Source organism: Singulisphaera photorubra (genome assembly GCF_045290345.1).
Taxonomy (GTDB): Bacteria; Planctomycetota; Planctomycetia; order Isosphaerales; family Isosphaeraceae; genus Singulisphaera.
Genome location: NZ_CP155447.1, coordinates 759,997 through 785,928 on the forward strand (window position 1 = coordinate 759,997; position 25,932 = coordinate 785,928).

Below are 25,932 nucleotides of genomic sequence, written 5' to 3' on the forward strand. Positions count from 1 at the left end.
TCGGCTTATCAACCATAGACAACGTTCGCGAGGACCTGAAAATCTGAGAATGCCCCTCGTCGTTCCAAAGCCGCAACGACAATTTCAGGGTCGCCGATATGATTTGCAGTCAACCAGTCTCGGGTTAGCTGCAACGTTTCGTGGGCAGGCCCCACGCCTTCGGCTTCTAAATGATTGCCGAGCATACCTAGCATTTCCGGAGTGAGCCCCAGGTCTCGCCAAGCTGTGGCATTCTCGCGCAACAAGGCGAGTCGCTTAAGCAATTTCTTCGACTTCGGTTCGCCTGCGTCGAATGCTCGGGCCAGGAAGCTTAGCGCAGCGCTGAAGTCCATGAGGCATTCTGAAATCTGCGACATCATTACCAAGGCTTCCCGATGGTCAGGCTGCTCATTCAAAAGCTCCGCGAGTAGATCATGAGCCTGTGCGAAGTAAGGCAATGAATCCGGGTTGGGTGCCCGTCGAGCATAAGAACCTTGTTTCGACAGCCTCACTCCAAGAAGCAAGCTTTCTCGGGCCGCCTTCAAGGAGTCGGGAATTTCATCCGCCATGAAGCATCTCCTGCTGGGGATTCGCGGATGGCCTCGCCGCCTACGAACTTGTTCTTCCAGCTTATTCAGGTCCGCACTCTGGCAGTGTCCCCCGAAGCCCTCGTTACATTAGTCTGGCAGTATTGGACCAATCCTCGATCCGGACCAAGACGGGCTCACGGAGGCTCCCGAATCGAGCGCACCAAGGAGAGAGCGACGATGAGGATACCCCAAGACCGAACGATCCGAACCTGGTTCCTGGCCTGCCTTTTCTCCGCACCGCTCTTCGGCTTCGCCGCCGAGAAGCCATCTCCACCGAGTTCCCTGGCCGACATCGGCCCCGCGCCTTCGGTCGCCTTGACCGATGCGGCGGGAAAGCCGTTTGCCTTGGCCGACCTACGGGGCAAGGCGGTGGTCGTCAGTTTCATCTACACGACCTGTAGCGGCAGTTGTCCGGCGACGACATTCAACCTGACTCGCGTCCAGCGAGCGCTCAAGGAGGCGGGGCTCTGGTCGAAGCAGGTCGAGTTCGTCTCGATCAGCCTCGACCCCGAGCGCGATACGCCCGAGGCCCTCGCCGCCTACGCCCGGAACTACAACGCGGACCCGGCCGCCTGGCACTTCTTGACCGGCTCCCCGGACCGGGTGGCCAAAGTGGTGGCCGCCTGGGGGATGTGGGCGAAGATCGGCCCTTCGGGTACACTGGACCACCCTTCGCGGATCTTCCTGATCGATCCTCAAGGTCGGCAGCGGGAAATCTACAACCTCGAATTCCTCAAGCCGGCGTCCGTCTTGCATGACGTCCAAACCGTGCTCGCCGAATCGGCGGACCGCTGACAGGCCCGAGGACTGATCCGTTGTTGGCTAACACCGCTCCCCCCCGTTCGCAACGAGCCTTCGTGATCCTCAACCCGGTCGCCGGCCAGGGCGCGGCGGCGGCCGTGCGCCAGGCGTTGGCGGAAGCGTTTTCCAAGCGCGGCGCGGCGGCGGGCGAGGGGGCCGAGGCTCCCTACACTATCTACGAGACCGCCCCCGGCGAGGCGATTCCAAAACTGGTCCGCGAGACAGCGAAGCAGGGGGGTTATGACCTGATCGTCGCGGGCGGGGGAGACGGGACCGTCTCGGCGGTCGCCAACGGCCTGGTCGGGCTGGAGACTCCGCTCGGAATCCTCCCGCTCGGTACGGCAAACGTCCTGGCCCGTGAGCTTGGCATCCCGATCGACCTGGAGGGGGCCTGCCAGCTTCTGGCCGGAGCGCACGCCGTCACGGCGATCGACGCGATGAAGGTGAAGGACCAGTGCTACTTCACCCAGGTCGGCGTCGGCATCGACTCGATGATGATCCGCGACACCCCTCGCGAGGCCAAGCGACGGTTCGGTCGCGTCGCCTACCTCTGGACCGCCTTCACCCGCCTGATCGGGTTCCAGCCGCGGCACTTTCTCATCGAGAGTGATGGGCGTTCGGTTCGCTCGCGTGCCTCGCAGGTCGTGGTGGCCAACTGCGGGATCCTCGGCCAGCCTCCCTTTCGCTGGGGACCGGATATCCACCTCGATGACGGCCGGGTCGATGTTTGCATCGTTCGGGCCCGCTCGCTCTGGAACTACATCACCTTGGCCTGGCATGTGATCCTCGGCCAGCACAAGCAGGACAGCAACGTCCGCTACCTGTCCGCCGACCAGCGCGTCGTCATCACCACCAAGCGTCCCTTACCCGTGCAGGCTGACGGCGAGATCATCGGCGAGACTCCCGTCGAGGTGACGGTCGTCCCCCGGACCCTCCGCGTGATCGTGCCGCCACACAACGGGACTGAAATCCCGCTGCCATTCTCCCCCTTGGGAACGGATTGAAATCCAGAAGGTTGGCATGATCCAGAAAGTCGTCACGGGCGGACAGACGGGGGCAGAGCAGGCGGCCTGGGCAGCGGCGCGCCGGGCCGGGATTGTGACGGCCGGATACATGCCGCGCGGGTTCATGACCGAGGACGGCCCCGCGCCACGAGTGGGCGCGCTCCATGGGGCGATCGAGTTCCCCATGGATGACGCTCGGCGGATCCGCGCCAATCTCCGCCGGGCCGACGGCCTCTTCTGGTTCGGAGACCCAGACTCCCCCGAGGCCGCTGACACATTCGCCGCATGCCGCGAACTGGCCAAGCCGTTCCTCACCATCAATCCCGGATTCACGACGCCCGCGGAAGTCGTCGCATGGCTCAGCGTGTTCGAGACGGCCACCCTCGTCGTCTCCGGCGCTCGCGCCTCGCGGGCCCCGCGCATCGGCCCCCTCGTTGAGGCCTTTCTGGATCACACCTTCGCCGCCTTGCGAAGAGTGGCCAGGCGCGTCGAGTAGCCCTCCAAAAAAAAAGAGAGGGCATCGAATGCCCTCTCCCCATCCCGCACGATCGATCCCTCACCTGGTAGCTGCCCAGACCAGGCCGCCGGAGCAGACTCTCTCTCAACGGCGCCGGGGTCGCGAAGCAACTCGTCTCGGCGTGGTCAGTTCGAACGGAAACGCGTTCTCTCAGTCCGGAGTGACCACAATCGCAAGCTGCGTCTCGACGTTGTAGCTCGTCGGGATGACGTTCCGGACCTCCTCGATCGTCTCGGAAGGGAGGTCGGGGTGCTTGATCCGTTTCCCGGTCGGCTTCACGGCGTTGATCTCGACCTGGTAACGGCCCGGTGCCGGACCCTCTGAACGACCGATCCGGTACGCACCGTCACGGATCTCCGCAGTGGCCGCCGTCGTGCCGTCCAGGGGGGCGAACGTGACCGAACCCGAGGGGAGCGGCTTACCGTAGAGCGTAATGACCCCGGAGACGGGCTGCCGGGCTGGTCCCTCGTCGCCGCAACCGACCATGCCCCACGAGACGGCGAGCGCCACACCCCGGGCGAGGTTGACCATGCCCGAGCCATCACGGTGCTTGGTTTCGGTACGCATTAGAGGGAGTCTCCGCTGATCACTTCGCCGCCGGCCCGGCTGCTCAGGGCCCGCCAGGTCGGCAAAGAAATCGAATCCTTGATGAAACGGATCGAGCCGTCGCCGAAGAGCACATTGATTCCGCCGGGGTGAACGCTCCGTGAACCGATGTAATGATTCGGACCGTCGCCGGTGTTGCGATTGCAAGGCGCCTTGAAGGCGACCCAGCACGCGCCATAGTCCGGCGTCTGGCTGTTGGGAGCGAGACGGGTGGAAATCTGGTGAGAGGAAGGTTGCTCGCTCCAGACTCGGCCGCGACGGTCGATCGTCGCGACAGGCTGACCCGCCGGATGCGGCGTCTGGACCAACTCGGCCATCAAAAACGTCTGGGTCGTCCCGTCAGTCAACTCGGCCAGCGAGGCCCCGTAGTTCAAGGCGAAAGGCGCGGGCAAGCCCTGGTCGTTATACGTGTTCTGGCCCCAGTTGACCCCGTAGTTTCCCTTGACATCGCTCACGCCGCCACCGTTGTTCGTGAACACGACCTGCTGATCGGACGGGCAGTCAAACGCGTTCACCCGGGACGCTCGGGTCGTGGAGTTCTGGTTTTCCTGGAACGAGAGGTTGTAGTTGAAGCTGTTGCTGAGATTGCCCTGTTCGACGAACGGCAGGAGCGACGTGATGAACGGCTGACGATATTGGTAGCCGCCCGGATTCGTGACCCCAGTCGATCCGGGAGCGAACCGCCCGTGCACGTCATGGTAGTTATGCAACGCCAAGCCGAGTTGCTTCAGGTTATTCGTGCACTGAATCCGTCGCGCCGCCTCACGGGCTGCCTGCACCGCGGGGAGCAATAACGCAATCAAAACCGCGATGATTGCAATCACGACCAAAAGTTCGATCAACGTGAACCCAGCCCGGCGGCAGCAAGTCGTCGGAGTCTCAAGGCGAACCACCGGCTCCCGTGCATTCCGCATCGTCAATTCTCCTCTGAGAAACCCGCCTTGAATGCCATTTCACTTGCACCAATCATCTGATTCCCGATCGATATTGTCAAGTTTGAAACCCTCTATCTTGACCAATTTAATGAGAAACAAGAACAGCTCGCCTCAATCCACGGTTGTAGAGTGGCCGCGGCAGGGGGCATCCAGGCGTGATCCGCTAAAAGAGCCTGATCCTCTTCTTCAGCGACAACGGCGGACCGACGATGGGGGCACTATGACCAATGGCTCGCGGAACGCACCGTTGCGGGGCTCGAAGGCGAGGAGTGGCCAGGTGAGTCGAGTAGCCCCCAGCAAAAAATCGGGTAGGAGGGGGCCTTACGGCCCCCGTCCTCCCACACCACCGGACGTACTCATCGTATCCGGCGGTTCCCCTCAACGGTTTAACTGCACGTACCGCTGAACGAGGTTGACCAAGCCCAAAGACTCGAACCAGTTGGTACTCATCGCGTGGTGGGCGGTCGGACTACCCGAGAGGCGCCACCAGCCTTTACCCGACGCCGACGTCGCCCAGGAGTTCCACGCGGGAACGCCCAAGCTCTGAAAGAAGTGGGCCAGAGTCTTGGCTCGCTTGCAATGCTTCAACCGCACGCAGCGCAGCTTACGGCGGATCCACCCGTCCAAGGCCCGCAGATGGGTCTTACATTCCGCAAGGCGGAAGTACGTCACCCAGCCGGTCAAGAATGAGTTCAGTTCCTTCGTCATCTGCGCGAGGCTCACCCCGCGATTTCGCCGGGTGATTGCACGGACTCGCTCTTTGGCGCGATCCAGACTCTTCGGGGCGATCCCCAGGCGACCCCCAGGGAGAAGACGGTAGCCCAGGAACTTGCGTTCCTCAATCGGGGCCACCGCGCTCTTCTCACGGTTGACGCGGAGGCGAAGCGTCCCTTCAAGGAACCGGGTCAGCGACTCCAACACACGCTCCCCCGCCGCCTTCGTCTGAACATAAATGTTGCAGTCATCGGCGTAGCGGCAGAACTTGTGTCCCCGCCGTTCCAATTCCTTATCGAGATCATCCAAGAGCAGGTTCGCCAAAAGCGGAGAAAGCGGCCCGCCCTGCGGCGTCCCTTCGGATCGCGTGACGTTCACACCGTTTTGCATCAGCCCCGCTTGCAAGAAGCGGCGGATGATCCGTAGCAGCCGTTTGTCAGCGATTCGCCGAGACAGCCGCGACATCAGGATGTCGTGATTGACCCGGTCAAAGAACTTTTCCAGGTCCACGTCCACCACGATGGGTCGGCCTTCCGCGACGTAATCCTTCGCCTGTTTCAGAGCATCGTGCGCCCCGCGACCGGGTCGGAAGCCGAAGCTGAAGGACGAAAAGGTCGGGTCAAGGAGCGGCTCGAGCACTTGGAGGATCGCTTGCTGCACGAGTCGGTCGAGCACCGTCGGGATGCCCAATTGGCGCACCCCGCCCCCCGGTTTGGGGATCTGCACCCCTCGCACGGGCTGTGGCCGATACGTTCCGTCGAGAAGTGCCGCAACCAGATCGTCTTTATGCCCGGCGATCCAGGGACGCAGTTGGGCGATGGTCATCCCATCGACGCCTGCCGAACCCTTGTTCGCTTTGACTCTGCGGTAAGCTCGGTTCAGATTGGCGGCTTGGCAGACCGCTTCCATCAGTCGATTGGTCAAGGCTCGTGCTGGGTCCGACGCCGTGAACGTTTGCGACTCCTCGATCCGGGCAGATTGGATGCCGTCCTCACCGCCTTGGTCGTGGCGCAGAGCCTCCTCACGCCCCTCGAAATCGAAGGTCATTTGGTAGTCTTTGCCTTGCTGCCGCTCCGCGTTCATCGAGTTGTTCCCGACTGACTCCTTGGGTTGAAAGGTTCGGCCCTTCGTCGGCGTTGCCCCCGGCTACTACGGCCTCGGCTGACTCCTCCGACCTTGTCTCGCCTCGTTGCCGATGCGGTAGTTCGGATCGCCCGAACGGGGTTGGAGGTCTCCCAGGGTAAGTCGTGTGGATTTCGCTCGGGACTCGCCGGATCTACCTGCGTGCGTGTCTGGATGACGACTGGGCGTCCCCGTCCATTGCCGGGTTACCCCACCACGCCGGCCTTATATCCGGTTTCTGTACGTCGAGTCCGAGTTCAGGGGCATCGGCTTCCTTCAGATCCCACCTCGCGATGGGCACCCTTGCCTAGCCTTGCGGTTCCGGTCATCTCGGCCCGCGGAGGACTTGCACCTCCTATCTACACAACATGCCTGGCGCACAAAAAGGGGAGAGGGCATCGAATGCCCTCTCCCCATCCACACGATTGTTTCATCACCTGGTAGTCGCCCAGGCCAGGCCAAGCCGCCGGAGCAGACGCTCTCTCAACGGCGCCGGGTTCGCGAAGCGGCTCGTCGCGGCGTGGTGAGCTCGAACGGAAACGCGTTCTCTCCGTCCGGAGTGACCACAATCGCAAGCTGCGTCTCGACGTTGTAGCTCGTCGGGATGACGTTCCGGACCTCCTCGATCGTCTCGGAAGGGAGGTCGGGATGCTTGATCCGTTTCCCGGTCGGCTTCACGGCGTTGATCTCGACCTGGTAACGGCCCGGTGCCGGACCCTCTGAACGACCGATCCGGTACGCACCGTCACGGATCTCCGCAGTGGCCGCCGTCGTGCCGTCCAGGGGGGCGAACGTGACCGAACCCGAGGGGAGCGGCTTGCCGTCGAGAGTAATGACCCCGGAAATGGGCTGCCGGGCTGGCCCCTCATTGCCGCAACCGACCATAAGCAAAGTCATTGCGAGTGCCACGCCCCAGGCGAAGCCGGCCCCGCCCAGGCGGGAACGATAATGCGATTCGGTGTGCATTAGAGGGAGTCTCCGCTGATCACTTCGCCGCCGGCCCGGCTGCTCAGGGCCCGCCAGGTCGGCAAAGAAATCGAATCCTTGATGAAACGGATCGAACCGTCGCCGAGGAGCACGTTGACTCCGCCGGGGTGAACGCTCCGCGAGGCGATGTAATGGTTCGGGCCGTTGCCGGCGTTCCGATTGCACGGTGCCTTAAACGCGACCCAGCACGCGCCATAGTCAGGCGCCTGACTGTTGGGAGCGAGACGAGCCGAGATCTGGTGAGAGGAAGGTTGCTCGCTCCAGACCCGCCCGCGGCGGTCGATCGTATTGGCAGGCTGACCCGCCGGTTGCGGCGTCTGGATCAACTCGGCCATCAAAAACGTCTGGCTCGTCCCGTCGGTCAGCTCGGCCATGGAGGCCCCGTAGTTCAAGGCAAAAGGCGCGGCCAGGATCGGGTCGGCATACGTGTTCTGACCCCAATTGATGCCGTAGCTCCCTTTGACGTCGGTCGCGCCGCCCGTACTGTTCACGAACACCACCTGCTGGTCCGACGGGCAGTTAAAAACGTTCACCCGAGCCGAGCGGGTCGTGGAGTTGGGATTGGTCTGAAACGAAAGGTTGAAATTGTAGCTGTTGCTAAGATTGCCCTGCTCGACGAACGGTAGGAGCGACGTGATGAACGGCTGACGATACTCGTAGCCACCCGGATTGGTCACGTCGATCGACCCGGGAGCGAACCGGCCGTGAACGTCATGGTAGTTGTGCAACGCCAGGCCGAGCTGCTTCATGTTGTTCGTGCACTGAATCCGTCGCGCCGCCTCACGGGCAGCCTGCACTGCGGGGAGCAATAACGCGATCAAAACCGCGATGATCGCAATCACGACCAAAAGCTCGATCAACGTGAAACCAGCCCGTCGGCAGCAAGACGTCGGGGTCTCAAAGCGATCTACCGGCTCCTGTCCATTCCGCATCGTAATTCTCCTTTGAGAGCCCCTGACTTGCATGCACTTCGTCATCGAACTCGCCCATTCTTACCTTCTTGATCGACTCCGTCAAGTTGAATCTCTACTATCTTGACCATGTTGGTGTATTATCGGTACGGTTCCTCCTGATCGACGGTCGCGGCGTGGCCGCCGCGGGCGCATCGGGAGCGTGTTGACGCACCGGACTTTCGAGGTGATTTTGATGAAACCGAGAATCAGGCGAGCCTTGCGAGCTTCGTGGCTTGCGGCACTCACAATGGTCATGACCGGGCAAGGCGACGGGATCGCGTCAGCCGCTCCGGCCGGCAAACCGAACGTCGTGCTGCTCGTCGCTGACGACCTGGGTTTTGGCGACCTGGGCTTCCAGGGGGCCCGCGATATCCCGACGCCCCACCTCGACGCCCTGGCGCAAGGTGGGGTGCGCTGCACGAACGGCTATGTCTCGGGTCCGTATTGCAGTCCGACACGGGCCGGGCTGTTGACGGGCCGGTATCAGCAGCGGTTCGGACACGAGTTCAACCCGGGCAACGGGTCTGCGAAAGCGCCAGGCTTACCGGTTTCGGAGACGACCCTGGCCGACCGGCTCAAAGCGGCCGGCTACGCAACGGGGCTCGTCGGCAAGTGGCACCTCGGCTCCGCGGCGCAGTTTCATCCTCAGAAGCGTGGGTTCGACGAGTTTTTTGGTTTCCTCGGCGGGCAACACACGTACTTCGCCGGCAAGAGCCAAGACATCTATCGAGGCGGCGACATCATCCAGGAGGAAGCGTATCTGACGGATGCCTTCGCCCGCGAGGCCCTGTCGTTCATCGACCGCCACAAGGACCACCCGTTCTTTTTGCAGCTCAGCTTCAACGCCGTCCACACCCCAATGGATGCGACCGAGGATCGGGTCGCGCGGTTCGCCGCGATCGAGGACCCGAAGCGGAGGACGTACGCGGCCATGGTTTCCGCCCTCGACGAGGCGGCCGGCAAAGTTATCGAGCGGATCCGATCCGCTGGCCTCGAAGAATCGACCCTGATCATCTTCTTTAGCGACAACGGCGGCCCGACGATGTTGGGCACCACAACCAACGGCTCGCGGAATGTACCGTTGCGGGGCTCGAAGCGGACGACCCTCGAAGGGGGCGTTCGGGTCCCGTTCGTCCTGAGCTGGAAGGGCACGCTTCCCGCGGGCAAGGTGTATGAACAACCGATCATCCAGCTCGATATCCTGCCGACGGCATTGGCCGCGGCCGGCGTCGCGGCCAAGCCGGAATGGAAGCTCGACGGCGTCAACCTCTTGCCCCACCTCAACGGCCATTCGGAGCAAACTCCACACGACGCTCTCTACTGGCGACTGGGCGAACAGGCGGCCATCCGCCGGGGCGACTGGAAGCTCGTCCGCTATGACCAGACGGTCGATATCGACGGGGCGAAGTCGAACGGCTCCAAGCCGCCGGTGACCCCGTTCCGACTTTACAACCTCACCAACGATATCGGGGAAGCCCAGGACCTGAGCGCAGAGAACCCGGACAAGACCAAGGAACTCCTCGCCGCCTGGGAGGACTGGAGCCGCCAGCTCGCCCCTCCGTTGTGGAGACCAGGGAACCAACCGGCGAAACCGGTGGATTGAGAGGCGATACTCCAAAGCGCCGGCCTGGTTCCTACTGGCAGCAGCCGAAGACAGAGAGCTTGCCTGGAAAGTCTCGCTCGCCCATAAGGCGAGCGGGAGCGTGAGCTCAATGTCTTTGGTGCTTCGCCTGGAAGAATTCCCAACCGCTGGGCCAGGTTGCTTACGTGGTCAAGGGTGTCTGATGGCGAGGCTGGCCCCACCCCAGCGACCACTCAGCAAAACGGCCGCAGGGCCTGGCGCATGGCAGCGGCGGTGGGGTAGCGATCCTTCGGGTCGCGAGCCAGGCACTTCTGGAGCACGGCGGCCAGGGCCGCCGGAATGTCGGGGCGTCGTTTGCGGACCGGTACCGGTGGTTCTTCCAGAAGGGTGCGGATCAGGTCCCCGCCTTCCGCCACCTGGTCGTAGATAAACTGGCTGGTAAGCAGGTAATAGAGCGTCGCGGCGCTGGCGTAGAGGTCGCCCGAGGGGAGCACCGTCTTGAAGTCGAGCATCTGCTCGGGCGGCATGAACGGCACCGTCCCGCGCATCTCACCCGAGAAGGTCAGACCCGACAGCCCGAGTCCGCGGAAGCTCTTGGCCAGGCCGAAGTCGGAGATCTTGGCGACCAAGCCCTCCGGCCGGCGGCCGATCAGGATGTTCTCGGGCTTGATGTCGCGGTGGACAAACCCAAGGCGGTGCGCTTGCTCGAGGCCCTTGAGGACCTGGCAGGCCATCCGGCAAGCCTGTGAGATCGGGTAGCGCCCCGGGGCCGAGTTGGCCAGGGCTTCCAGGTTCGAGCCCGCGACATACTCCATCGCGAACCAGAACTGCCCCCGGGTCATCCCCTGTTCCAGCCACTCGACGATGTTCGGGTGCTTCAACTGGCTGATCACCGACATCTCCCGCAGAAAGCGGTCGACGGCCGAACGCGCGGCGGCCGACTCGGGGACGATCAGCTTCAGCGCGACCAATTTCCCGGTCTCGTTGTGCTTCGCCTGGTAGACGACCCCCATCGCCCCTCGGCCCAGCTCACGGACGGTGGTGAAGTGCGGGACCGGCTGGGGCAGCGAAGACGACTCGGCCCGGCAGAAGTCGCAGAGCCACTCGACGGCCTCTCCCACCACCTGGTTCGGTCCGCTTGCCACGTCAATCCCCAACGGGGCAGGCGAGCCACACCCCGCGCACTGGATCGGCTTGGGATGCACGTCCAACCCGGCGACCGACAACGTCCGGCTCCCCGTCTGCGTCTCCATCTCGCTCGTCTTCGAAGCCGTCTCGACCCGGACCCGGAAGATGCTCTGCCCCGCCGCGATCCGATCACCCGAGTTCAGCTTGGCCCGGTCGACCCGGCGCTCGTTGACGAAAGTTCCGTTGGTGCTCCCCAGGTCGCGGAGCTCGCACCGGGGCGGATTGATCTCGATCAGAAAGTGATCGCGTGAGAGCGCAGTATCCTCAGGCACCGGACAATGAACGAACCGCGACCGACCCACGATAAACGTGTCGTGTCGATCGAAGACGAACGAACGGCCCTGACGCGGGCCTTCGAGAACATCCAAGATCACTCGCATTGTGGCGTCGTTGGTCCTCCCCAATCTGAGTTGTTGGTCATTATACTCCAGGCAAGGCCAGGGCCGGAGTCCTTTATGACCAAGTTCCGGCCGACGGCCGAGAACCGGACCACTCGCCTGCCTGGTTTTCCGGGCGGGCGAGGCCAAGCGAGCACGGGGACGTTCAGGAGTCTTTTGCTGATGACGGACACTCACGAGATCACGACGGAGGTCCAGGAGGCCCTGGCCGAAGGGCGGGCCGTTGTGGCCTTGGAGTCAACCCTGGTCGCGCAGGGGCTTCCTTGGCCCGAGAACCTCGAAACGGCGCGAGGGGCCGAGGCGGCCGTCCGATCGGCGGGAGCCATTCCCGCCACGATTGCAGTCATCGCCGGCCGGATCCGGATCGGCCTCTCGGCCCCGGAGCTGGAGCACTTGGCCCGCGCCGGGACGTTCCTGAAAGCGGGCCGACGCGATCTCTCCCTGGCCGTCGCGCGGCGGCTCGACGCCGCCACGACCGTCTCGGCGACCCTCTGGATCGCACGAGGGCAGGGGATCGGCGTGATGGCGACCGGCGGCCTGGGGGGCGTCCACCGCGAGGCGGCGACCACCTTCGATATCTCGAACGACCTCGACGAACTCGCCCGCGCCGACGGCGCCCTGGTCGTCTGTTCGGGGATCAAGTCGATCCTCGACATGCCGGCCACCCTCGACGCCCTGGAGACCCGGGGAGTGCCCGTCGTCGGCTACCAGACCAGCGAGCTGCCCGCGTTTCTGACCCGATCGAGCGGCCTCGCCCTGGAGGCGCGTGTGGAGTCCGCCGACGATGCCGCGGCCCTGGTCCGCGCCCACCGTGACCTCAGAATCCCCGGCGCCCTGATCTTGACGCAACCGGTCCCCGAGGCCGACGCCCTTGATCCGAGCGCGATGGACGCCGCCCTCGAATCCGCGCTGGCCGAGGCCCGCCACCAGCGAATCTCCGGCAAGGAAGTCACTCCCTTCCTGCTCGGCCGGATCCGCCAGGCCACCGAAGGCCGCGGCCTGCGAGCCAACAAGGCCCTCATCCTCGCCAACGCCCGGCTGGCGGGGGAGGTGGCGGCGGCCCTGGCTTTGAATACGGATTTCAACCACGAATAACAAAAAAGAAAAACAACAATTAACACAAAAATTTCTACATATCAATAAATTCAAACGGCCCGATACAGGGCTAGGAAGCCTCTCGCTACTCGTTCGGTCCCCTGTGGGAATGAAGTCTGGGACGCTCTTCTGCGTCCTCGGCTTTCGAACGCCAGACGACGCGAAGCGTCGGGGACGGCATTTCCACGGGGGACCGTGAGAACGAGGGGAAACCATCAAAACTTGTGATTCGGGAACTTCACGCGCTCGATCCAGAGCAAGATCCCGTCACAAGGGCCGATGGGGGTTGTCACCTGCCCCTGGGCGTTCGGACGTGTGAAGCGGCGTCGGAACAGGACGAAGGGCTTGTCGGCGGGCAGTTGAGTGCTGAGCGAGTATTGCCCGCCACCCGACGAACCGGTCGCGGGATCCCATTCCTGGGGTTCCTCCAACGACAACCGCTTCGTCCCATCCTGGGTGATGTTGACTTGCCATCCCGTGCCGACCCGCTTCTGCTCCAACTCGAGGCCATGCCGACCCGCCTCGATCCGCTCGCTTTTCACCACGGGCGCGAAGCCGTTCTGGTCGATGCCACGCGTCGCCACGCACAACCAATATTGTCCGGCCGGCAAGTGGATGTCCCACCGGTTCTCGTCGTACCAACGTTCTTCCCGCTTCACGACGGCAATTTTGTTCGGGTCGTCGATCACTAGCTCTCGCGCTAGCGGTCGTAGGGTCTGAATCCGGGCTTCGATGGACTTGTTCTGTTCCCGATTGATGAGAACCGTCATCCAGACCGCGATGACGGCCGTCAACAAGAACAAGGTCCGCAAGCCGACTTGCCATCGCCTTCGAACGGGACGTCTCTCAGGGGAATTGCCGATTCCCAGATCGACTGGCTGAAACGAAGTGTCAGACACGGACCGATCCCCCTGGAAAATCGCTCATGGTTTCGTCGCGTCAGCCCCCAAGATCAGCTCGTAGATCACAGGGATGAAGTGCTTCTGCTCGTACTCAGGCAGCTTCTGCCGGGCCTCCCGCTGCATGTCCTCAGGCAGCGTCAAGCGCAAGAGGATCGCCGCCCGGTCGGGCTGGATCGTCGTCAGTTGATCCGCTCCCAGTTGCTCGACGCTGATCTTATCCCAACGATCATCCAACAGTTTGGCGAAAGCCCGACTTCCGACGCCTGACAAGCTGCTGCCCCCCAAGAAGCTCGTATAAACCCGCATGTCACCTTGATCGTTCCGGCGAAAACGCACGCGGGCGATGAACTCTTGCGAGCTACTGGACGAACTCGAGCTCTGGCCGCCCGACTTGCTCCTCAACAACAACTTGTAGTTGGGCGGCAGATACACTCGCCAGGCGAAATGAAGGGCTCTCCGGTTTCCAAGGCGAGGACATGGACCTGAGTGGTGTCCCCGACCGGCAATTCGCCCGTGACTCGAGCCAGCCGTGCGTGCTGCCCCAACAATCGTGTTCGTTCCTGCCCCGATTGCCAGGCCAGAATAGCGCCCCCAAGAATCAGCAAGACAAGAAACGCATCCAAGGCTTTTTGCTTCATGGGAGTGTCCCGCGACAGCACGCATCACGACCATCAAGTTGGCCCAGAGTTGTTCGTCAGGAGCGAGAATTCTTTAGGATCTCCTTGGCGAGTGGAATCACGAATTCCATCGGCCAGGTCTTGCCATTCTCCACGCGTAGGACTCTTGCCAGCCGTTCGAAACGAAATCGGCCCGCATGCCTTGATGGAATCAAGGCATGCGGGCCGATGGTTGTTTGACGACACCGGAGTCGGGCGAGAGCGACGATCCCGAGGCTCTTCGCGACTCCGGGCAAGGCGTATAAGATTAACCTCGCAAAACGGGGTTAATCTGACCGGTTCTCCCGAGACAGAGTCTCGGGAGAGAGGTCGAAGGGCCTACACCAGCAAACCCTTCAACACCGATCGATCCAAGGGGACGGATCAATAACGGCCGCGGCCACCACCGCCACCGCCGTAACCGCCGCCACCACCACCGCCGTAGCCACCACCACCGCCGCCGCCGTAGCCGCCGCCGCCGCCGCCGCCACGTGCTTCACGGGGCTTGGCTTCGTTGACCGTCAGGTTGCGCCCGTCGTGATCATGTCCGTTGAGGCCCTGGATCGCCGCCTGGGCTTGGGCGTCGGTGTCCATCTCAACAAAGCCGAATCCTTTAGAGCGATTCGTGTCACGGTCCACGATGATCTGTGCGCTCTGCACGGTGCCGAACTGGGAGAACAAGGCTTCCAGGTCGGACTCATTCACGTTGTAGGTCAGGTTGCCCACATACAGCTTCTTGGCCACTCTCAAACTCCCGGGCGAAGGCAAAACGACCCGCAAAACGCTTTCAGGGTCGAGAAGAAAGGGGATTCCGTTGAATCCCGGTGGGTGAGAAAGGCGAGGGAGGTAAGCAAGGACCGGATCGGGAAGAGCCAGCAATGCTGCTCGGTCGTCAGACCAACCGGCTTTGAGTATAACAAATTTACGTGATGAATGGATAGAGCAATCGACACAACTTCGCAATATCGGCAAAACGGCGGATCGTCGGTTGCGCCGGTCGGCCCACGACCTCACTCCGCGTCCCCTCAACCCGGCCAAAACCCTCGTAATCCCGCGGAAATCGAAGCATTTCGCTCAAAAGGGTCCGCCCCCCTCCCAAGCGAAATGAGGGTTCTCGTTTGTGGCCGGACCGCGAACTCCCCCGCCTCATTTCAAAAAATAATTTAAAATTCGGAGTGAGGCGGCTAACTCCGGGTTTCCGCCGTCGCGGCGTCGGCAGGAGATTCCTGAGTTTCCCGGGCAAGCCGCAGGACATGGGTCCGAACGTCCTCGGGCCAATCGCAGATCAGGACTTCGAGCCGTTTCGGGTCCTTGGCGAACAAAGCTCGGGTCGCCTCCTCGAATCCAGGGAGATTCCCGGCCATGGCCACCATGAACCTGTAGGCCGACTCTTGCGCCCGACGGGCGCGATCCCGGCCCTCGTTTTCGCGCCTCGCCGCTTCCACGAGCTTGCGAAGCGCCACCGACGCCCCGCCGGGCTGCTCATTCAGCCAATCCCAGTGACGAGGCAAGAGAGTCACCTCACGGGCCACAACCCCCAACTTGGGACGCCCCGGCCCCCGAGGCGCAACCGGCGAGATTGCGGCGGCGGCCGGCCTGACGTCGCTTGCCCGTGGCTCGAGCTTCCCGACCACCTCCTCGGCCGTCCCCCGAAAATCCACCTCGACCAACTCGCTCGTCACGTCATCGAAAATCAAGACGGGGGCGGTCTCCCCGCGGTCGATGACCTCTTTGACGCGCAACACCACGTGCCCCAGTTCGCCCGACGCAATCCGTCGGGTCCCTTCAAAGGCCGTGCAATGACCGAAATCTCGATCCTTCATCAACGCCTCCCCCTCATCTGACCCCGAATAGCGGACAGAGGGAATATTACCCGGGCAAATCCAAAACGTCAATATTGCCCGGGTAAATTCCAAGTAGAGGCATGCGAGATCGAGAGCCTCGCTCTGCTAAAGCCAATCGCACCACGGTCGTGATTCGGGATGGATCGCCCTCCGGCAACGAGGGGAGGGCTTCCTTTTTCAATGGGTGAGGAACTCTTTCATTCGCCCGAATGCTCGTCACCGGCCATCGGGCGCGAACCAAGAGGGAGCCCGACGTTCGAGGCGAGGACACTTACCGGCCCCACTCAAACCCACAAGCAGATCCGCATCCGACAACAGGACAAAGCGATATTTTCTCGTTCAGCAACCAGAGAGCGCTCCACGGCTCGCATAAATAACAATCTGCCCGAACAACGTAGTCGTTCAATCTGACATCAAGAGATCGGTTTGCGTCTTGACATCGCGAGGGCTTACAGTAAAACAGACCGACAACAAATAGAAATTCGCGAGACAGAATATGCCCTAAATGGCTAGGCGTCGATCAGGCCGAGACCGTCCCAACTTTTTTCGGATTATTTTTTGGCCCGTCCGTCGCGCCGTTGCGTCTTCGCTCCGGTAGAGGCAAAGGCCGTCCCTGACATGAAGCCCGAAGTCGCGACAATCTCCGCCTGATTCACGCTCCATCGACGTCGATCAACCTTTCAACCATGCATCCCTTCGCGTAGCAGGCCCGTCGAAGACCGACCGAGGCAGCCTTGCCCTTCGAAAGGAGACGAGGGGTCCCCTTTGCCCGACCTATTTCTCTTCTTCAGAAATCACCTGAGAAAGCGATCTCCATGAGGGCCAGAGAGGAGACCCCCGGCTCCCGCAAGCTCGACCTCTCGATCGTCGTCCCGGCGTTTCGGAGCGAGGGCTGCCTGGAGGCGCTTGCCAACGCCATCGACGCCACGCTCGGCCCGCTTGGATGGAGTTACGAGGTCGTGTTCGTCAACGACGGCTCTCCCGACCGCACCTGGGCCGTCATCGAATCGCTCTGCCAGACCCGCGAGAACTACGTCGGGATCGACCTGAGGCGCAACTTCGGCCAGGACAATGCGATCATGACCGGCCTCCGTGCCGCCCGTGGCTCGCTCATTGCCATCATGGACGATGACCTCCAGCATGACCCCGGAGACCTTCCCCGGCTGCGTGAGCATCTGCTCCACGAACGAGCCGACGTCGTCTACGCCAACTTTTCCACCAAACATCAGCACGCGTGGAAGAACCTGGGAAGCTGGTTCAACGGCAAGTTCGCCGAGTGGGTCATCGAGAAACCGAAGGGCATCTATCTCTCCCCCTACAAGCTCATCCGCAAGGAGATCGCGGAGGCCATCTGCGACTACCAAGGCCCCGACCCCTACGTGGACGGACTCCTCTTTCAGGTCACCTCGCGAATCAGCCAGATCTCCGTCGCACATCACCCCCGGTTCGCCGACCACGGCAACTACACTTTCTTAAAGTCGCTCAAGGTCTGGGCTCGTCTGGCCACGGCGTTCTCGGTCAAGCCGATCCGCCTGGTTATCTTCGGCGGCTTCTTCTTCGCCGCTCTGGGTGGAGCGCTCGCCGTTTACGTCATCGCCTACCGGCTGCTCTACCCCGAGAACTTCGAGCAGGCGGTGGCGGGTTGGGCCTCCTTGATGGTGGCGCAGCTCCTCACCGCGGCCGTTCGTATGATCTTCCTCGGAATCGTCGGCGAGTATGCCGGGCGGACCTACATCGCGGTCTGCCACAAGCCGCAAGCCACCGTGCGCGAGGTCCTCTATTCCGGCCCCCGCCCACTCGGGGCAGCGTCCCCTCCCCGAATGGAGAGCAACGGTTCGGGAGCGAAAGTCGAGCCGTGAGCACCAGCCTGGTCTACCGCAATTCATTCACCTATGAACTTGTCATGCGGCTTCTCTACAGGCGTCACTACCTGGCGCGATTTGAAGCCGTCGCGCAACTCATCCCCGCGGAGGCCAGCGTCCTCGACCTCTGCTGCGGACCGGGAACCCTTTTCGATCGCCACCTCCGCGCCAAGGGGGTGCGTTACACCGGCCTGGACTGTAATCCCGGCTTCATTGCCCGGATAAAGCGTCTCGGGGGAGAAGGGCAGGGGGCCGTCTGCGACGTCGGCCGGCTCGAGTCATTCCCTCAGTCCGACTACGTCATCATGCAAGCGAGCCTTTATCATTTTCTCCCGGACGTCGAATCCCTCCTCAACCGGATGGAGCAGGCCGCACGCAGGGCGGTCATTGTGGCGGAACCGATCCGTAACCTCGCGACCGGCTCGAACCGGTGGCTCGCGACCCTGGCGAGCCGCCAGACCAACGCCGGGCTCGGCTCCCAGCCCACCCGATTCACCGAAGCCATGCTCGATCACCTCTTCGCCTCGCGCACGGCCCACCCGTTCCGGTCCTTCCTGATTCCGGGAGGGCGCGAAAAGGTCTACGTCGTCGAGGTGGGACGCGACGAGCCAGGGTCCGCTTCGTGGAATATCAACCCGGCGTCGCCTTCCCAATAACAACGCCAAGGGAGATTGGGCCACTCTCACCGCGGTTTCGATCGATTTCGAATGGGGCGGTAGAGCTTGGCGCTGGGGGCGAACTCGTCGGCGGGATCGCCGTATTGTCGGATCAATTCGAGGTTTTCCGGCGGGACTCTCGACAACCCGAGCGCCGCGGGACCGACGAGCAGGTACTCGTAGTCGTCGGCGAGATACGGCAAGTACTTCGCATCGACGACCGGCCGGCCCGCCAGGTAGAAATCGAGGATGAACTGGTCGTCGAGCGCGACCAGGGCAGCGGGGTCGAGGTCGTCCATCATCCGCGCCGCGACTTTGTGAGCGTCGTAGGCCGGGTCGTCCCAATGCCGGACATGAGCGACGAGAGTCCTCAGCCCCGAGCCGGGGACGAGCGACGCAATGACCAGTCCGGTCATCGCCAGAGTGACCGCGGTCGGCCGGCCGGTCCATCGGGCTGCGCGGTCCGCGGCCCAGCCCGCCAATCCCGCCGCGGCAATGCAGGCGAATGCGATCGGGAACGCGAAATAGGCACGCAACGGATGCCGGCCCATGAGCAGAACCAGCAGCAGACTGCTCGCCGCCAGGTGATACCCGAGCGCCCGCTCCGGCCCCGGCCGCCGCGCCCGCGTTGCGACCCAGATTGCGCCCGCCCCGTAGAGGGCCGCCTGCACGGGAAGCGCCGTATCAAGGAACTGCCCCGCCTGAAAACCGAAGACGGCCAGGGGATCGGGCAGCGTCCGCGACAAGCCGGAACCGACCCGGCCCAAAACATTCGTTTGAAACTGGATCCAGAACAAGTTCGGATGCAGGACAATCAGCGGCCCCCAGAGCGCAAGCCCCGCCAGGGCCGCGCCGCTGAACGTTCCCGCCGCCACCAGGCGTTGCCGCACGGTCCCGGGGCCAGTCAGGAGCAAGAGGCCAACCTGAATGCAGGGGACGATCCCGACCGGGTGACAGAGCATGCTCAAGCCCCCCGCAAACCCGGATGCGACCAGCCATCGGGTCCGCCTTTGGCCGTCGTCGCGAACCAGGCACCAGACGGCCAGCAACCCGAACGTCGTGGCGGCCATGTCAGGCCGAGCGGTCGTCGCCGGAAAATACGCGGCCCGGCCGAACAGATAGAGCAGAGCCCCCCAGAGCGCTCCGCTCGAACTCCCTAGCCAGCGACGGCCCAGGTCGTAAACCAGCCAGGTCGCAGCCAGCCCCTCCAGCGCCGAGGCCAGGCGCGCCTGGCCGAGTTCCTGGCCAAGGACCATGTGGACCAGGGCCTGAAGGTAAAAGCTCAAGGGGGGCAGCGTGTAGACGACCACATCCACGCCATAGACGAACAACGGATCACGTGACGGCACATACGGGACGCGGGGGACCCCATCGCGGAGAATCGTGATCCCGACGACGCCGTAGAATTCTTCATCCATCCCCGCGGCCGTGCGGAACATCAACGGCAGATGCCAGGCGAGAAACAGGGCCCCCATCAGGACCAGCCAACCGCCGTCCCGCTTGCTCATCGCATCCCTTTCTCCCTCGGATCCAGCCCGCCTCGGCCTTTGCTCGCCAAATCCAGCGGCTCACAAGTCGACACAAGCGAGCGACAGCCCGCGTCGTTTCGAGGTTGGCGAGCGTTGAGCAAAGAAGCTGGCAACAAGGTCGATCACTCGGGACTGTTCGACCTCGGAGAGATCAAAGAATGTCGGGAGTCGTAAGAGTCGCGCGGCGAGATCCTCGGTCAGAGGAAGATCCCCCTCCCGATAGCCGAGCCGCCGCCCCATCGGCGAGGCGTGCAGCGGGACGAAGTGGAACGTGGCCATCACGCCGCGCTCCCTGAGGTACGCCATCAAAGCGTCGCGGATCGCCCCGCTCTCGAGCATGAGATAGACCGTGTGGAACGGACTGTCACACCCCTCGGGGATCGCGGGCAGGCGGAGCCGACCCGCCGCCTCCAAGTCGGAAAGCCCCTCGCGGTAGCGAATGTCGATCGCATGACGGCGGGCCTTGATCGCATCCATCGCCTCGAGCTGAGCGTAAAGGAAGGCGCAGACGATCTCGCTCGGGATGGCCGAAGATCCCACATCGACCCAGGTATATTTATCCACTTCGCCCCGGAAGAATTTGGCGCGGTTCGTCCCCTTATCGCGCAGAATCTCGGCTCGCTCGATCAACTCGGGGGCGTTGCAGCAAAGCGCTCCGCCTTCGCCACTGACAAGGTTCTTGGTCTCATGGAAGCTGTAGGCCCCAAGGTGCCCGATCGACCCAAGCGCGCGCCCTCGGTAGGTGGCGTCAACCGCCTGGGCGGCATCCTCGACCACCTTGAGCCCATGGGCGTTCGCCAGTTCCATGATCTGTCCCATCTCGCACGAAATCCCACCGTAGTGGACGGGGAAGATCGCCCGCGTCCGAGGGGTCAGTGCGGCCTCGATCCGCGACTCATCCAGGTTCAAGGTGTCGGCCCTGATCTCGACGAACACCGGCTTCGCCCCCAGCCGGACGACGGCGTTGGCCGTGGAAACGAACGTATAGGAGGGAAGGATCACCTCGTCGCCCGGCCCCAGATCGCAGAGCATCGCCGCCAGTTCGAGCGCGGCGGTGCATGAGGGGGTCATCAAGACCTTGGCGATCCCAAACTTTTGTTCCAGGAGCGCCGCACAACGCCGGGTGAACGGGCCGTCGCCGCGAATGCAGCCCGAGGTGATCGCCTGGCTGATATACGATAATTCCGCGCCGGCGAGATAAGGGCGATGCAGCGGAATCGGGGGAGTCCCGGTCGGGCTCGTACCGTCGGTGCGCATGCTCTCTCCTTGTCGCCTTGACCAGCGAGAATCACAAATACAACAGCCTATCCTCATCCGTCATCACGACGAAAGACGTCGGACATCTTTATCCGTAAGTAGCCGATCCACAACGAACGGCACGACGGCGAACGGATTCGTTCTGGAAGCGACGACAGATCGAGGGACGGACACGATCATTCCAGCGGATTGCTGACCCACTCGCCAACCGCGTCGAGACGCCTCCACGGGGGAGTGGGCAAGCGTCTCCACATGCGACCGATGCATTCAATCCTAAAAATAACTGGAAATATTACGGTTTGCAAGGTCTCTCAAACGCAAGCACGTCGACCCCATTGCAAAAGGTCGTCTGAGAGTCCTCAAGGATCGGCAAAGTCGTCGAAACCTAATCTGCCTCCTCCGCACGACGAGGTCAAGGAGAAATATTCGCGTTTTTTATTTATTTCAGGACCAAGAGGAAACGAATATCGCCTACTTGTCGTTTTCCGCCGTTTTTGCATCCACGCACAGTCTTCCGCTCTCATGAACTCTCCTGTGGAAACTCATGAGGCCTGATAAACCCAACAACCTCACGTTTCACTTATCCGTTTCTTTCCACGATCGTATCGTCGACGGAGGGCATCATCGACTGACATCGCCATAGGATTGGGGCCAGGATAGAATGGATCCATGGACACTCTCTTCCCTCTCTTCGATTCCGAGGAAGACCGGCCCCCCTTGGCGGCCCGGTTGACTCCGAAGCTACGTGCGCTGGCCGATCAGGGCGTCTTTTTCGGGACAAGTTCGTGGAAGTACCCGGGGTGGCTTGGATCGATCTATTCGAAGGATCGCTATGAGACGCGCGGGACCTTTTCGAAGAAGAAATTCGAGGAGCATTGTTTAAGCGAGTACGCCGAGACGTTTACCACCGTCTGCGGCGACCTCACGTTCTACCAGTTCCCGTCGCCCCCTTTCTGGGCGAAGCTCTTCAACACCACTCCCCGCTCGTTCACGATGGCGTTCAAGGTCCCGGAGGACATTACGGTCGCTCGCTGGCCGTCGCATGCCCGGTACGGCACGAAGGCCGGCACCGACAACAACCATTTCCTGAACGCCGAGCTCTTGAAGACCCTCTTTCTCCGTCGGCTGATCCCTTATGCCGAGCGGGTCGCCACCCTGATCTTCGAGTTCGGAACCTTCCCCAAAAGCCAATTTCCGACCCCGGACGATTTCTACGGCCGGCTCGACGGCTTCCTCGAAGCGCTGCCGGCTGGGTTTCGGTATGCCGTCGAGATCCGCAACCCGGAATACCTGAGCCCGGCTTACTTCAGCCTCCTGAAAGCCTACGGGGTGGCGCACGTCTTGAACGCCTGGACGCGCATGCCGCCACTGGAGGCTCAGGCGGAAATGCCGGGCGTCTTCGACGCCGACTTCACTGTGGTCAGGGCTTTGCTCACCAAGGGCCGTGGCTACGCGGATGCGGTCCAATCCTTCGAACCCTACGACCGCACCCAGGAGCCGAACCCAGCCGTTCGATCGGCCCTCGCCCAGGTGGCCAACCAGGCGAGAACGCGTAAGAAGCCGGCATTCCTCTTTGTGAACAACCGTCTGGAAGGGTTTAGCCCGGGGACGATCGAGGCGGTGGTCGAGCAACTCGGATTTTAACGGAGGCGTTGTCGCCATGTTGTCGGGGCGACAGTCTCCAAAATCCGCTCAATTCCCAGGCAACCCGACAAGACTCACAACTCCTCATCTTCCTGATATTTCACAAACACATAATTTAAACAAATTAATCCAAAGGCTCGAGCATGAAGCGACCCCGCTCTCGGTTCACGCTCAGCCTGCGAGGATTGATCCTCACGGTTCTGATCTTCGGTGGCGTGTTGGGTTGGATGGCTCGCCGGGCTTCGATCCAGCGCAATTCCGTGACTGAGATCGAGCGGGCGGGCGGTGCTGTCGCGTTTGACTATGAGCTCGATGCCAAGGGAGAATTCCTCGCCAACGCCAAGCCTTGGGCGCCTGGTTGGCTCCGGCGGGCTTTCGGCGACGAATTCTTCCGGGAGGTCGTTTGGATCTCGCTCCGCGACTACCACCTGATGGAGACCAGGCCGGGCGAACCGACCCTGGCCGCGATCGCGAACCTCGACCGGTTGGAGACCCTGGACATCAACATGCTGTCGATCAACGACGCCGGCCTGGCCCACCTCGCCGGAATGCCCAGGCTCAAGAAGTTGCAGTTGGATCTGGACGCAACCACGGTTGACGGGCTCGTGAGCCTGACCAAGATGCCCGCGTTGGAAGACCTGACTCTGGATTTCTTCGACGGCAAGCTCACCCGCGCAACTTTGGCCCGGATCGCCGAACTGGACCGACTCAAGAGTCTGACTCTTGCGGGATCGGGGCTGAATGCCCCGGCAGACCTGACCCCATTGGCCGGGATGAAGCAGCTCGAATCGCTCAGTCTGACTTGCGGCTCGCCCATGGATGGCGCGGGCCTGATCCACCTGCGGGGACTGACGGGGCTTCGATCATTACATTTCCCCGAGTTCCTCCCGAGCGACTCCGATCTGGCCAATCTGGCCGGTCTGGCCAATCTCGAATTCTTAAATCTCGACTTTTCGAGAGTCACCGACGCTGGCCTGGTCCACCTCTCGGGGCTGGCTGATCTTAAAAGCCTCGCGCTCCCCGATTCAAAACTCACCGACGCCGGCCTGGCTCCGCTCCAAGGGCTCAAGAAGCTCACCAATCTTGATCTTCGATCGTCGCGGGTGACCGACGCCGGCCTGAATCACCTCACCGGCCTGAGGTCGCTTACCAGGCTTTTGCTGGGCACATCCGGCTCGCTCTCCGAGGAGGCGATGGCACGTCTCGCGGATCTCACCCAACTCCAAGCGTTGGACCTCCACGGGCCGGGCGTCAACGACGCCGGCCTCGCTCACTTGAAGGGGCTGAAACAACTCGCCGTCCTTGGTCTCGACGGGTCGAGCCTGCGCGGAGCCGGCCTTGCACACCTGTCGAGTCTGCCTCGGCTTGGAGATCTTGGCCTGGCCTATTCCCAGGTCACCGACATCGGCCTGATGCACCTGACGGGGGTGGCCAACCTCCAATCTCTGAGATTGTCCCGGACGGCCGTCACCGATGCCGGGCTCGCTTCTCTTGTGGGAATGACCAAGCTCTCGTATCTGGACCTCGACGTGACCGCCATCACCGACGCTGGCCTGACAAGCCTCGCACAGATGCCAGCCCTGAGTTACCTCGACCTCGATGGGACGGCCGTCACCGACGTCGGCCTGGAAACACTCCGAAGCGCCCCCGCACTCGAGTCTCTCAGCGTCAGAGGGACCAGAATCTCCCAGAAAGCCATCAAGGCCTTCCAAAGACTGAGGCCCAAGGTGAATGTCTATTCCGGGCCAATCCGACCCGCTGAGGCCCGTGATGAATTTTTCGGGCGCAAGCATTGATCGCTCAGTCTTTCCCCAGCGTTCTACACCTCTTCGCCTTCATTTCAAAGCCATACATAAATTTTCAAAAACACATTTTCCCCTTCACGTCGCAAATATCCCAATCATTCGATGCATCGTTATAGATCTTGGCCAATGGCAGCGTGGCGGCGCTTCGGAGCGCGAACCGGCCGATCTTCTTGTTGACCTCGTGCTTGAGGTGCGCGATCGTATCGGCCCGGCGACCGCCCGACTCGAAAAGGCCCAGCTGTGCGCTCACGCGAGGCGTCAGGCGGTCGGCAATCAGGTGCATTCGATTCGCCGGCACCCGCTTAATCCAGGCGCGACGAAGGCAGGGGCGGAGCACGTCGAGCAGCACGTCGAAACGGTCGCTGGGATATTCCAGGGAGGCCCGGCCTTCCCCCGCCTGACCGTCGCGATAGCCGACCCAGAGGGAAACGTGCTTGGTCAGGACTTGATGGTAGTGAAGTTCTTCGATCAAACGCTCCATGTTGCGGATCAGCCACGCATAAATCACCATCGGATCGTCGGTCGCCTCGCCGAAACTGCCCCCGCGCGACAAGGCCTTGTGGAGGGGGCGGGCCGGATGGATGGGCACGACCGGATCCCCGTTGAGTTCCCACCAGAGCGCCTCGCCGGTGGCCGTCAGCAAGTCCCGGATCAGGCGGCGGTCGGCCTGGGCCAGGTCGAGGCAGGTCCGAATCCCCCAGGGTTGGAGCCGGCGCTCCCGACGTCCGGAGATCCCCGTGATCTCGACGACGGGGAGTCGGGCCAGGAGTTCGGTCTCCGCCTGGCGATCGAGGACCGCCTTGGCGCCGAACGGTTTGGCGGTGTCGCTGATCAGCTTGGCCAACGTTCGGGTGCGAGCGATGCCAACCGTCACCGGGATCCGGATCTGCTCCATGATCCGATTTCGCACCACCTCGGCATAGCGCTGATAGTCCATCCCTGGGGGGGGGGTCGCCTCGAAAAAGAACTCATCGATGCTGTAATACTCCACCTTCGGCGAGAATTCACGGACCACGTCGAGCATCAAGCGGCTCAGGACCTCGTACCACCGAAAGTCGCGTTTCACGTACAGGCCGTCGGGGCATTTCGCCATCGCCTCCCAGATCGGAACACCGGTGGACACGCCGGCCGCCTTCATCTCATAGCTCTTGGCGATGACGCAGGCCCCCTGGTTGCCCAGCACTCCCACGGGCAAACCGTTCAGGTGCTCGTAGCGAACCCGCTCCGCCGAGACGTAGAAGCAATCAGCGTCGAGATGTGCGACCGGAGCTTGACCCATGGTCGAAAGTATAGTATTGAACTGACG

23 protein-coding genes are annotated in these 25,932 nt (G+C 62.4%); 9 read left to right on the forward strand and 14 right to left on the reverse strand.

What is annotated here, in order from left to right; all coding sequences use genetic code 11:
• Nucleotides 1-8: 8 nt before the first annotated feature.
• Nucleotides 9-548, reverse strand: a complete 540-nt coding sequence (locus V5E97_RS02805; protein WP_406697770.1) for a hypothetical protein — start codon at nt 546-548, stop codon at nt 9-11.
• A 198-nt stretch (nt 549-746) separates the two neighbouring features.
• Between V5E97_RS02805 and V5E97_RS02810 the strand changes: the two genes are divergently transcribed.
• Genes V5E97_RS02810 through V5E97_RS02820 form a run of 3 tightly spaced genes read left to right on the forward strand, consistent with a single transcriptional unit; the run spans nt 747 to nt 2,870 of the window.
• Nucleotides 747-1,364, forward strand: a complete 618-nt coding sequence (locus V5E97_RS02810; RefSeq protein ID WP_406697771.1) for an SCO family protein — start codon at nt 747-749, stop codon at nt 1,362-1,364.
• A 20-nt stretch (nt 1,365-1,384) separates the two neighbouring features.
• A complete protein-coding gene (locus V5E97_RS02815) occupies nt 1,385-2,374 on the forward strand; it encodes a diacylglycerol/lipid kinase family protein (protein WP_406697772.1) in 990 nt (329 codons plus the stop codon).
• 16 nt (nt 2,375-2,390) lie between these two features.
• Nucleotides 2,391-2,870: a YpsA SLOG family protein gene (locus V5E97_RS02820; protein WP_406697773.1), complete on the forward strand. Its 480-nt coding sequence runs from the start codon at nt 2,391-2,393 to the stop codon at nt 2,868-2,870.
• Between the two features lie 171 nt (nt 2,871-3,041).
• Here V5E97_RS02820 and V5E97_RS02825 read toward each other — a convergent pair whose 3' ends face one another.
• The 5 genes from V5E97_RS02825 to V5E97_RS02845 form a co-directional block, all read right to left on the reverse strand.
• Nucleotides 3,042-3,458, reverse strand: coding sequence for a hypothetical protein (locus tag V5E97_RS02825; RefSeq protein ID WP_406697774.1), 417 nt, complete (start codon nt 3,456-3,458; stop codon nt 3,042-3,044).
• Nucleotides 3,458-4,411 carry a DUF1559 family PulG-like putative transporter gene (locus V5E97_RS02830; RefSeq protein ID WP_406697775.1) on the reverse strand — a complete coding sequence of 318 codons (954 nt, stop codon included), beginning with the start codon at nt 4,409-4,411 and terminating at the stop codon, nt 3,458-3,460. The genes V5E97_RS02825 and V5E97_RS02830 overlap by 1 nt, the downstream gene beginning before the upstream one ends.
• Nucleotides 4,412-4,810: 399 nt before the next feature.
• A complete protein-coding gene (gene ltrA, locus V5E97_RS02835) occupies nt 4,811-6,229 on the reverse strand; it encodes a group II intron reverse transcriptase/maturase (RefSeq protein WP_406697776.1) in 1,419 nt (472 codons plus the stop codon).
• Nucleotides 6,230-6,751: 522 nt separating this feature from the next.
• The gene (locus tag V5E97_RS02840) at nt 6,752-7,234 is read right to left on the reverse strand and encodes a hypothetical protein (RefSeq protein ID WP_406697777.1); all 483 of its coding nucleotides are present in this window, start codon (nt 7,232-7,234) and stop codon (nt 6,752-6,754) included.
• Nucleotides 7,234-8,187 carry a DUF1559 family PulG-like putative transporter gene (locus V5E97_RS02845; RefSeq protein ID WP_406697778.1) on the reverse strand — a complete coding sequence of 318 codons (954 nt, stop codon included), beginning with the start codon at nt 8,185-8,187 and terminating at the stop codon, nt 7,234-7,236. Before V5E97_RS02845 ends, V5E97_RS02840 begins: the two co-directional genes overlap by 1 nt.
• A gap of 214 nt (nt 8,188-8,401) precedes the next feature.
• On the opposite strand from V5E97_RS02845, the gene V5E97_RS02850 reads away from it, so the two are divergent.
• Nucleotides 8,402-9,811: a sulfatase-like hydrolase/transferase gene (locus tag V5E97_RS02850; protein ID WP_406697779.1), complete on the forward strand. Its 1,410-nt coding sequence runs from the start codon at nt 8,402-8,404 to the stop codon at nt 9,809-9,811.
• Between the two features lie 212 nt (nt 9,812-10,023).
• Here the strand turns inward: V5E97_RS02850 and V5E97_RS02855 are convergent, their stop codons facing one another.
• Complete coding sequence (locus V5E97_RS02855; protein ID WP_406697780.1) at nt 10,024-11,358, reverse strand: protein kinase domain-containing protein; 1,335 nt, start codon at nt 11,356-11,358, stop codon at nt 10,024-10,026.
• Nucleotides 11,359-11,538: 180 nt separating this feature from the next.
• Here V5E97_RS02855 and V5E97_RS02860 point away from each other — a divergent pair, with 180 nt between their 5' ends.
• A complete protein-coding gene (locus tag V5E97_RS02860) occupies nt 11,539-12,471 on the forward strand; it encodes a pseudouridine-5'-phosphate glycosidase (RefSeq protein WP_406697782.1) in 933 nt (310 codons plus the stop codon).
• A 215-nt stretch (nt 12,472-12,686) separates the two neighbouring features.
• Here the strand turns inward: V5E97_RS02860 and V5E97_RS02865 are convergent, their stop codons facing one another.
• The 4 genes from V5E97_RS02865 to V5E97_RS02880 form a co-directional block, all read right to left on the reverse strand.
• Nucleotides 12,687-13,370 carry a hypothetical protein gene (locus V5E97_RS02865; protein WP_406697783.1) on the reverse strand — a complete coding sequence of 228 codons (684 nt, stop codon included), beginning with the start codon at nt 13,368-13,370 and terminating at the stop codon, nt 12,687-12,689.
• 24 nt (nt 13,371-13,394) lie between these two features.
• A complete protein-coding gene (locus V5E97_RS02870; RefSeq protein WP_406697784.1) occupies nt 13,395-13,679 on the reverse strand; it encodes a hypothetical protein in 285 nt (94 codons plus the stop codon).
• A gap of 734 nt (nt 13,680-14,413) precedes the next feature.
• On the reverse strand, nt 14,414-14,773 hold the full coding sequence (locus V5E97_RS02875; protein ID WP_015244158.1) for an RNA recognition motif domain-containing protein: 360 nt from the start codon (nt 14,771-14,773) through the stop codon (nt 14,414-14,416).
• Nucleotides 14,774-15,213: 440 nt separating this feature from the next.
• Nucleotides 15,214-15,852: a DUF2239 family protein gene (locus V5E97_RS02880; protein ID WP_406697786.1), complete on the reverse strand. Its 639-nt coding sequence runs from the start codon at nt 15,850-15,852 to the stop codon at nt 15,214-15,216.
• 836 nt (nt 15,853-16,688) lie between these two features.
• Here V5E97_RS02880 and V5E97_RS02885 point away from each other — a divergent pair.
• The gene (locus V5E97_RS02885) at nt 16,689-17,732 is read left to right on the forward strand and encodes a glycosyltransferase family 2 protein (protein WP_406697787.1); all 1,044 of its coding nucleotides are present in this window, start codon (nt 16,689-16,691) and stop codon (nt 17,730-17,732) included.
• Complete coding sequence (locus tag V5E97_RS02890) at nt 17,729-18,391, forward strand: class I SAM-dependent methyltransferase (RefSeq protein WP_406697788.1); 663 nt, start codon at nt 17,729-17,731, stop codon at nt 18,389-18,391. The genes V5E97_RS02885 and V5E97_RS02890 overlap by 4 nt, the downstream gene beginning before the upstream one ends.
• Before the next feature lie 26 nt (nt 18,392-18,417).
• Here the strand turns inward: V5E97_RS02890 and V5E97_RS02895 are convergent, their stop codons facing one another.
• On the reverse strand, nt 18,418-19,899 hold the full coding sequence (locus V5E97_RS02895) for an ArnT family glycosyltransferase (protein WP_406697789.1): 1,482 nt from the start codon (nt 19,897-19,899) through the stop codon (nt 18,418-18,420).
• A gap of 60 nt (nt 19,900-19,959) precedes the next feature.
• Nucleotides 19,960-21,177, reverse strand: a complete 1,218-nt coding sequence (gene rffA, locus V5E97_RS02900) for a dTDP-4-amino-4,6-dideoxygalactose transaminase (RefSeq protein WP_406697790.1) — start codon at nt 21,175-21,177, stop codon at nt 19,960-19,962.
• 669 nt (nt 21,178-21,846) lie between these two features.
• Here rffA and V5E97_RS02905 point away from each other — a divergent pair.
• Both V5E97_RS02905 and V5E97_RS02910 read left to right on the forward strand, forming a co-directional pair.
• Nucleotides 21,847-22,821 carry a DUF72 domain-containing protein gene (locus V5E97_RS02905; RefSeq protein WP_406697791.1) on the forward strand — a complete coding sequence of 325 codons (975 nt, stop codon included), beginning with the start codon at nt 21,847-21,849 and terminating at the stop codon, nt 22,819-22,821.
• Nucleotides 22,822-22,964: 143 nt separating this feature from the next.
• Nucleotides 22,965-24,617, forward strand: coding sequence for a leucine-rich repeat domain-containing protein (locus V5E97_RS02910; RefSeq protein ID WP_406697792.1), 1,653 nt, complete (start codon nt 22,965-22,967; stop codon nt 24,615-24,617).
• Nucleotides 24,618-24,681: 64 nt separating this feature from the next.
• On the opposite strand, the gene V5E97_RS02915 is transcribed toward V5E97_RS02910, so the two are convergent.
• Nucleotides 24,682-25,905: a DNA polymerase Y family protein gene (locus V5E97_RS02915; RefSeq protein WP_406697793.1), complete on the reverse strand. Its 1,224-nt coding sequence runs from the start codon at nt 25,903-25,905 to the stop codon at nt 24,682-24,684.
• Nucleotides 25,906-25,932 lie beyond the last annotated feature (27 nt).

Bases quoted from the DNA above. Each gene is read 5' to 3' on its own strand.
- V5E97_RS02820 (WP_406697773.1), top strand. From the start codon at position 2,391: ATGATCCAGAAAGTCGTCACGGGCGGACAGACGGGGGCAGAGCAGGCG.
- V5E97_RS02845 (WP_406697778.1), bottom strand. From the start codon at position 8,187: ATGCGGAATGGACAGGAGCCGGTAGATCGCTTTGAGACCCCGACGTCT.
- V5E97_RS02805 (WP_406697770.1), bottom strand. From the start codon at position 548: ATGGCGGATGAAATTCCCGACTCCTTGAAGGCGGCCCGAGAAAGCTTG.
- V5E97_RS02840 (WP_406697777.1), bottom strand. From the start codon at position 7,234: ATGCACACCGAATCGCATTATCGTTCCCGCCTGGGCGGGGCCGGCTTC.
- rffA (WP_406697790.1), bottom strand. From the start codon at position 21,177: ATGCGCACCGACGGTACGAGCCCGACCGGGACTCCCCCGATTCCGCTG.
- V5E97_RS02905 (WP_406697791.1), top strand. From the start codon at position 21,847: ATGGACACTCTCTTCCCTCTCTTCGATTCCGAGGAAGACCGGCCCCCC.
- V5E97_RS02870 (WP_406697784.1), bottom strand. From the start codon at position 13,679: ATGCGGGTTTATACGAGCTTCTTGGGGGGCAGCAGCTTGTCAGGCGTC.
- V5E97_RS02915 (WP_406697793.1), bottom strand. From the start codon at position 25,905: ATGGGTCAAGCTCCGGTCGCACATCTCGACGCTGATTGCTTCTACGTC.
- V5E97_RS02830 (WP_406697775.1), bottom strand. From the start codon at position 4,411: ATGCGGAATGCACGGGAGCCGGTGGTTCGCCTTGAGACTCCGACGACT.
- V5E97_RS02810 (WP_406697771.1), top strand. From the start codon at position 747: ATGAGGATACCCCAAGACCGAACGATCCGAACCTGGTTCCTGGCCTGC.
- V5E97_RS02825 (WP_406697774.1), bottom strand. From the start codon at position 3,458: ATGCGTACCGAAACCAAGCACCGTGATGGCTCGGGCATGGTCAACCTC.
- V5E97_RS02895 (WP_406697789.1), bottom strand. From the start codon at position 19,899: ATGAGCAAGCGGGACGGCGGTTGGCTGGTCCTGATGGGGGCCCTGTTT.
- V5E97_RS02910 (WP_406697792.1), top strand. From the start codon at position 22,965: ATGAAGCGACCCCGCTCTCGGTTCACGCTCAGCCTGCGAGGATTGATC.
- V5E97_RS02880 (WP_406697786.1), bottom strand. From the start codon at position 15,852: ATGAAGGATCGAGATTTCGGTCATTGCACGGCCTTTGAAGGGACCCGA.
- ltrA (WP_406697776.1), bottom strand. From the start codon at position 6,229: ATGAACGCGGAGCGGCAGCAAGGCAAAGACTACCAAATGACCTTCGAT.
- V5E97_RS02860 (WP_406697782.1), top strand. From the start codon at position 11,539: ATGACGGACACTCACGAGATCACGACGGAGGTCCAGGAGGCCCTGGCC.
- V5E97_RS02885 (WP_406697787.1), top strand. From the start codon at position 16,689: ATGAGGGCCAGAGAGGAGACCCCCGGCTCCCGCAAGCTCGACCTCTCG.
- V5E97_RS02850 (WP_406697779.1), top strand. From the start codon at position 8,402: ATGAAACCGAGAATCAGGCGAGCCTTGCGAGCTTCGTGGCTTGCGGCA.
- V5E97_RS02855 (WP_406697780.1), bottom strand. From the start codon at position 11,358: ATGCGAGTGATCTTGGATGTTCTCGAAGGCCCGCGTCAGGGCCGTTCG.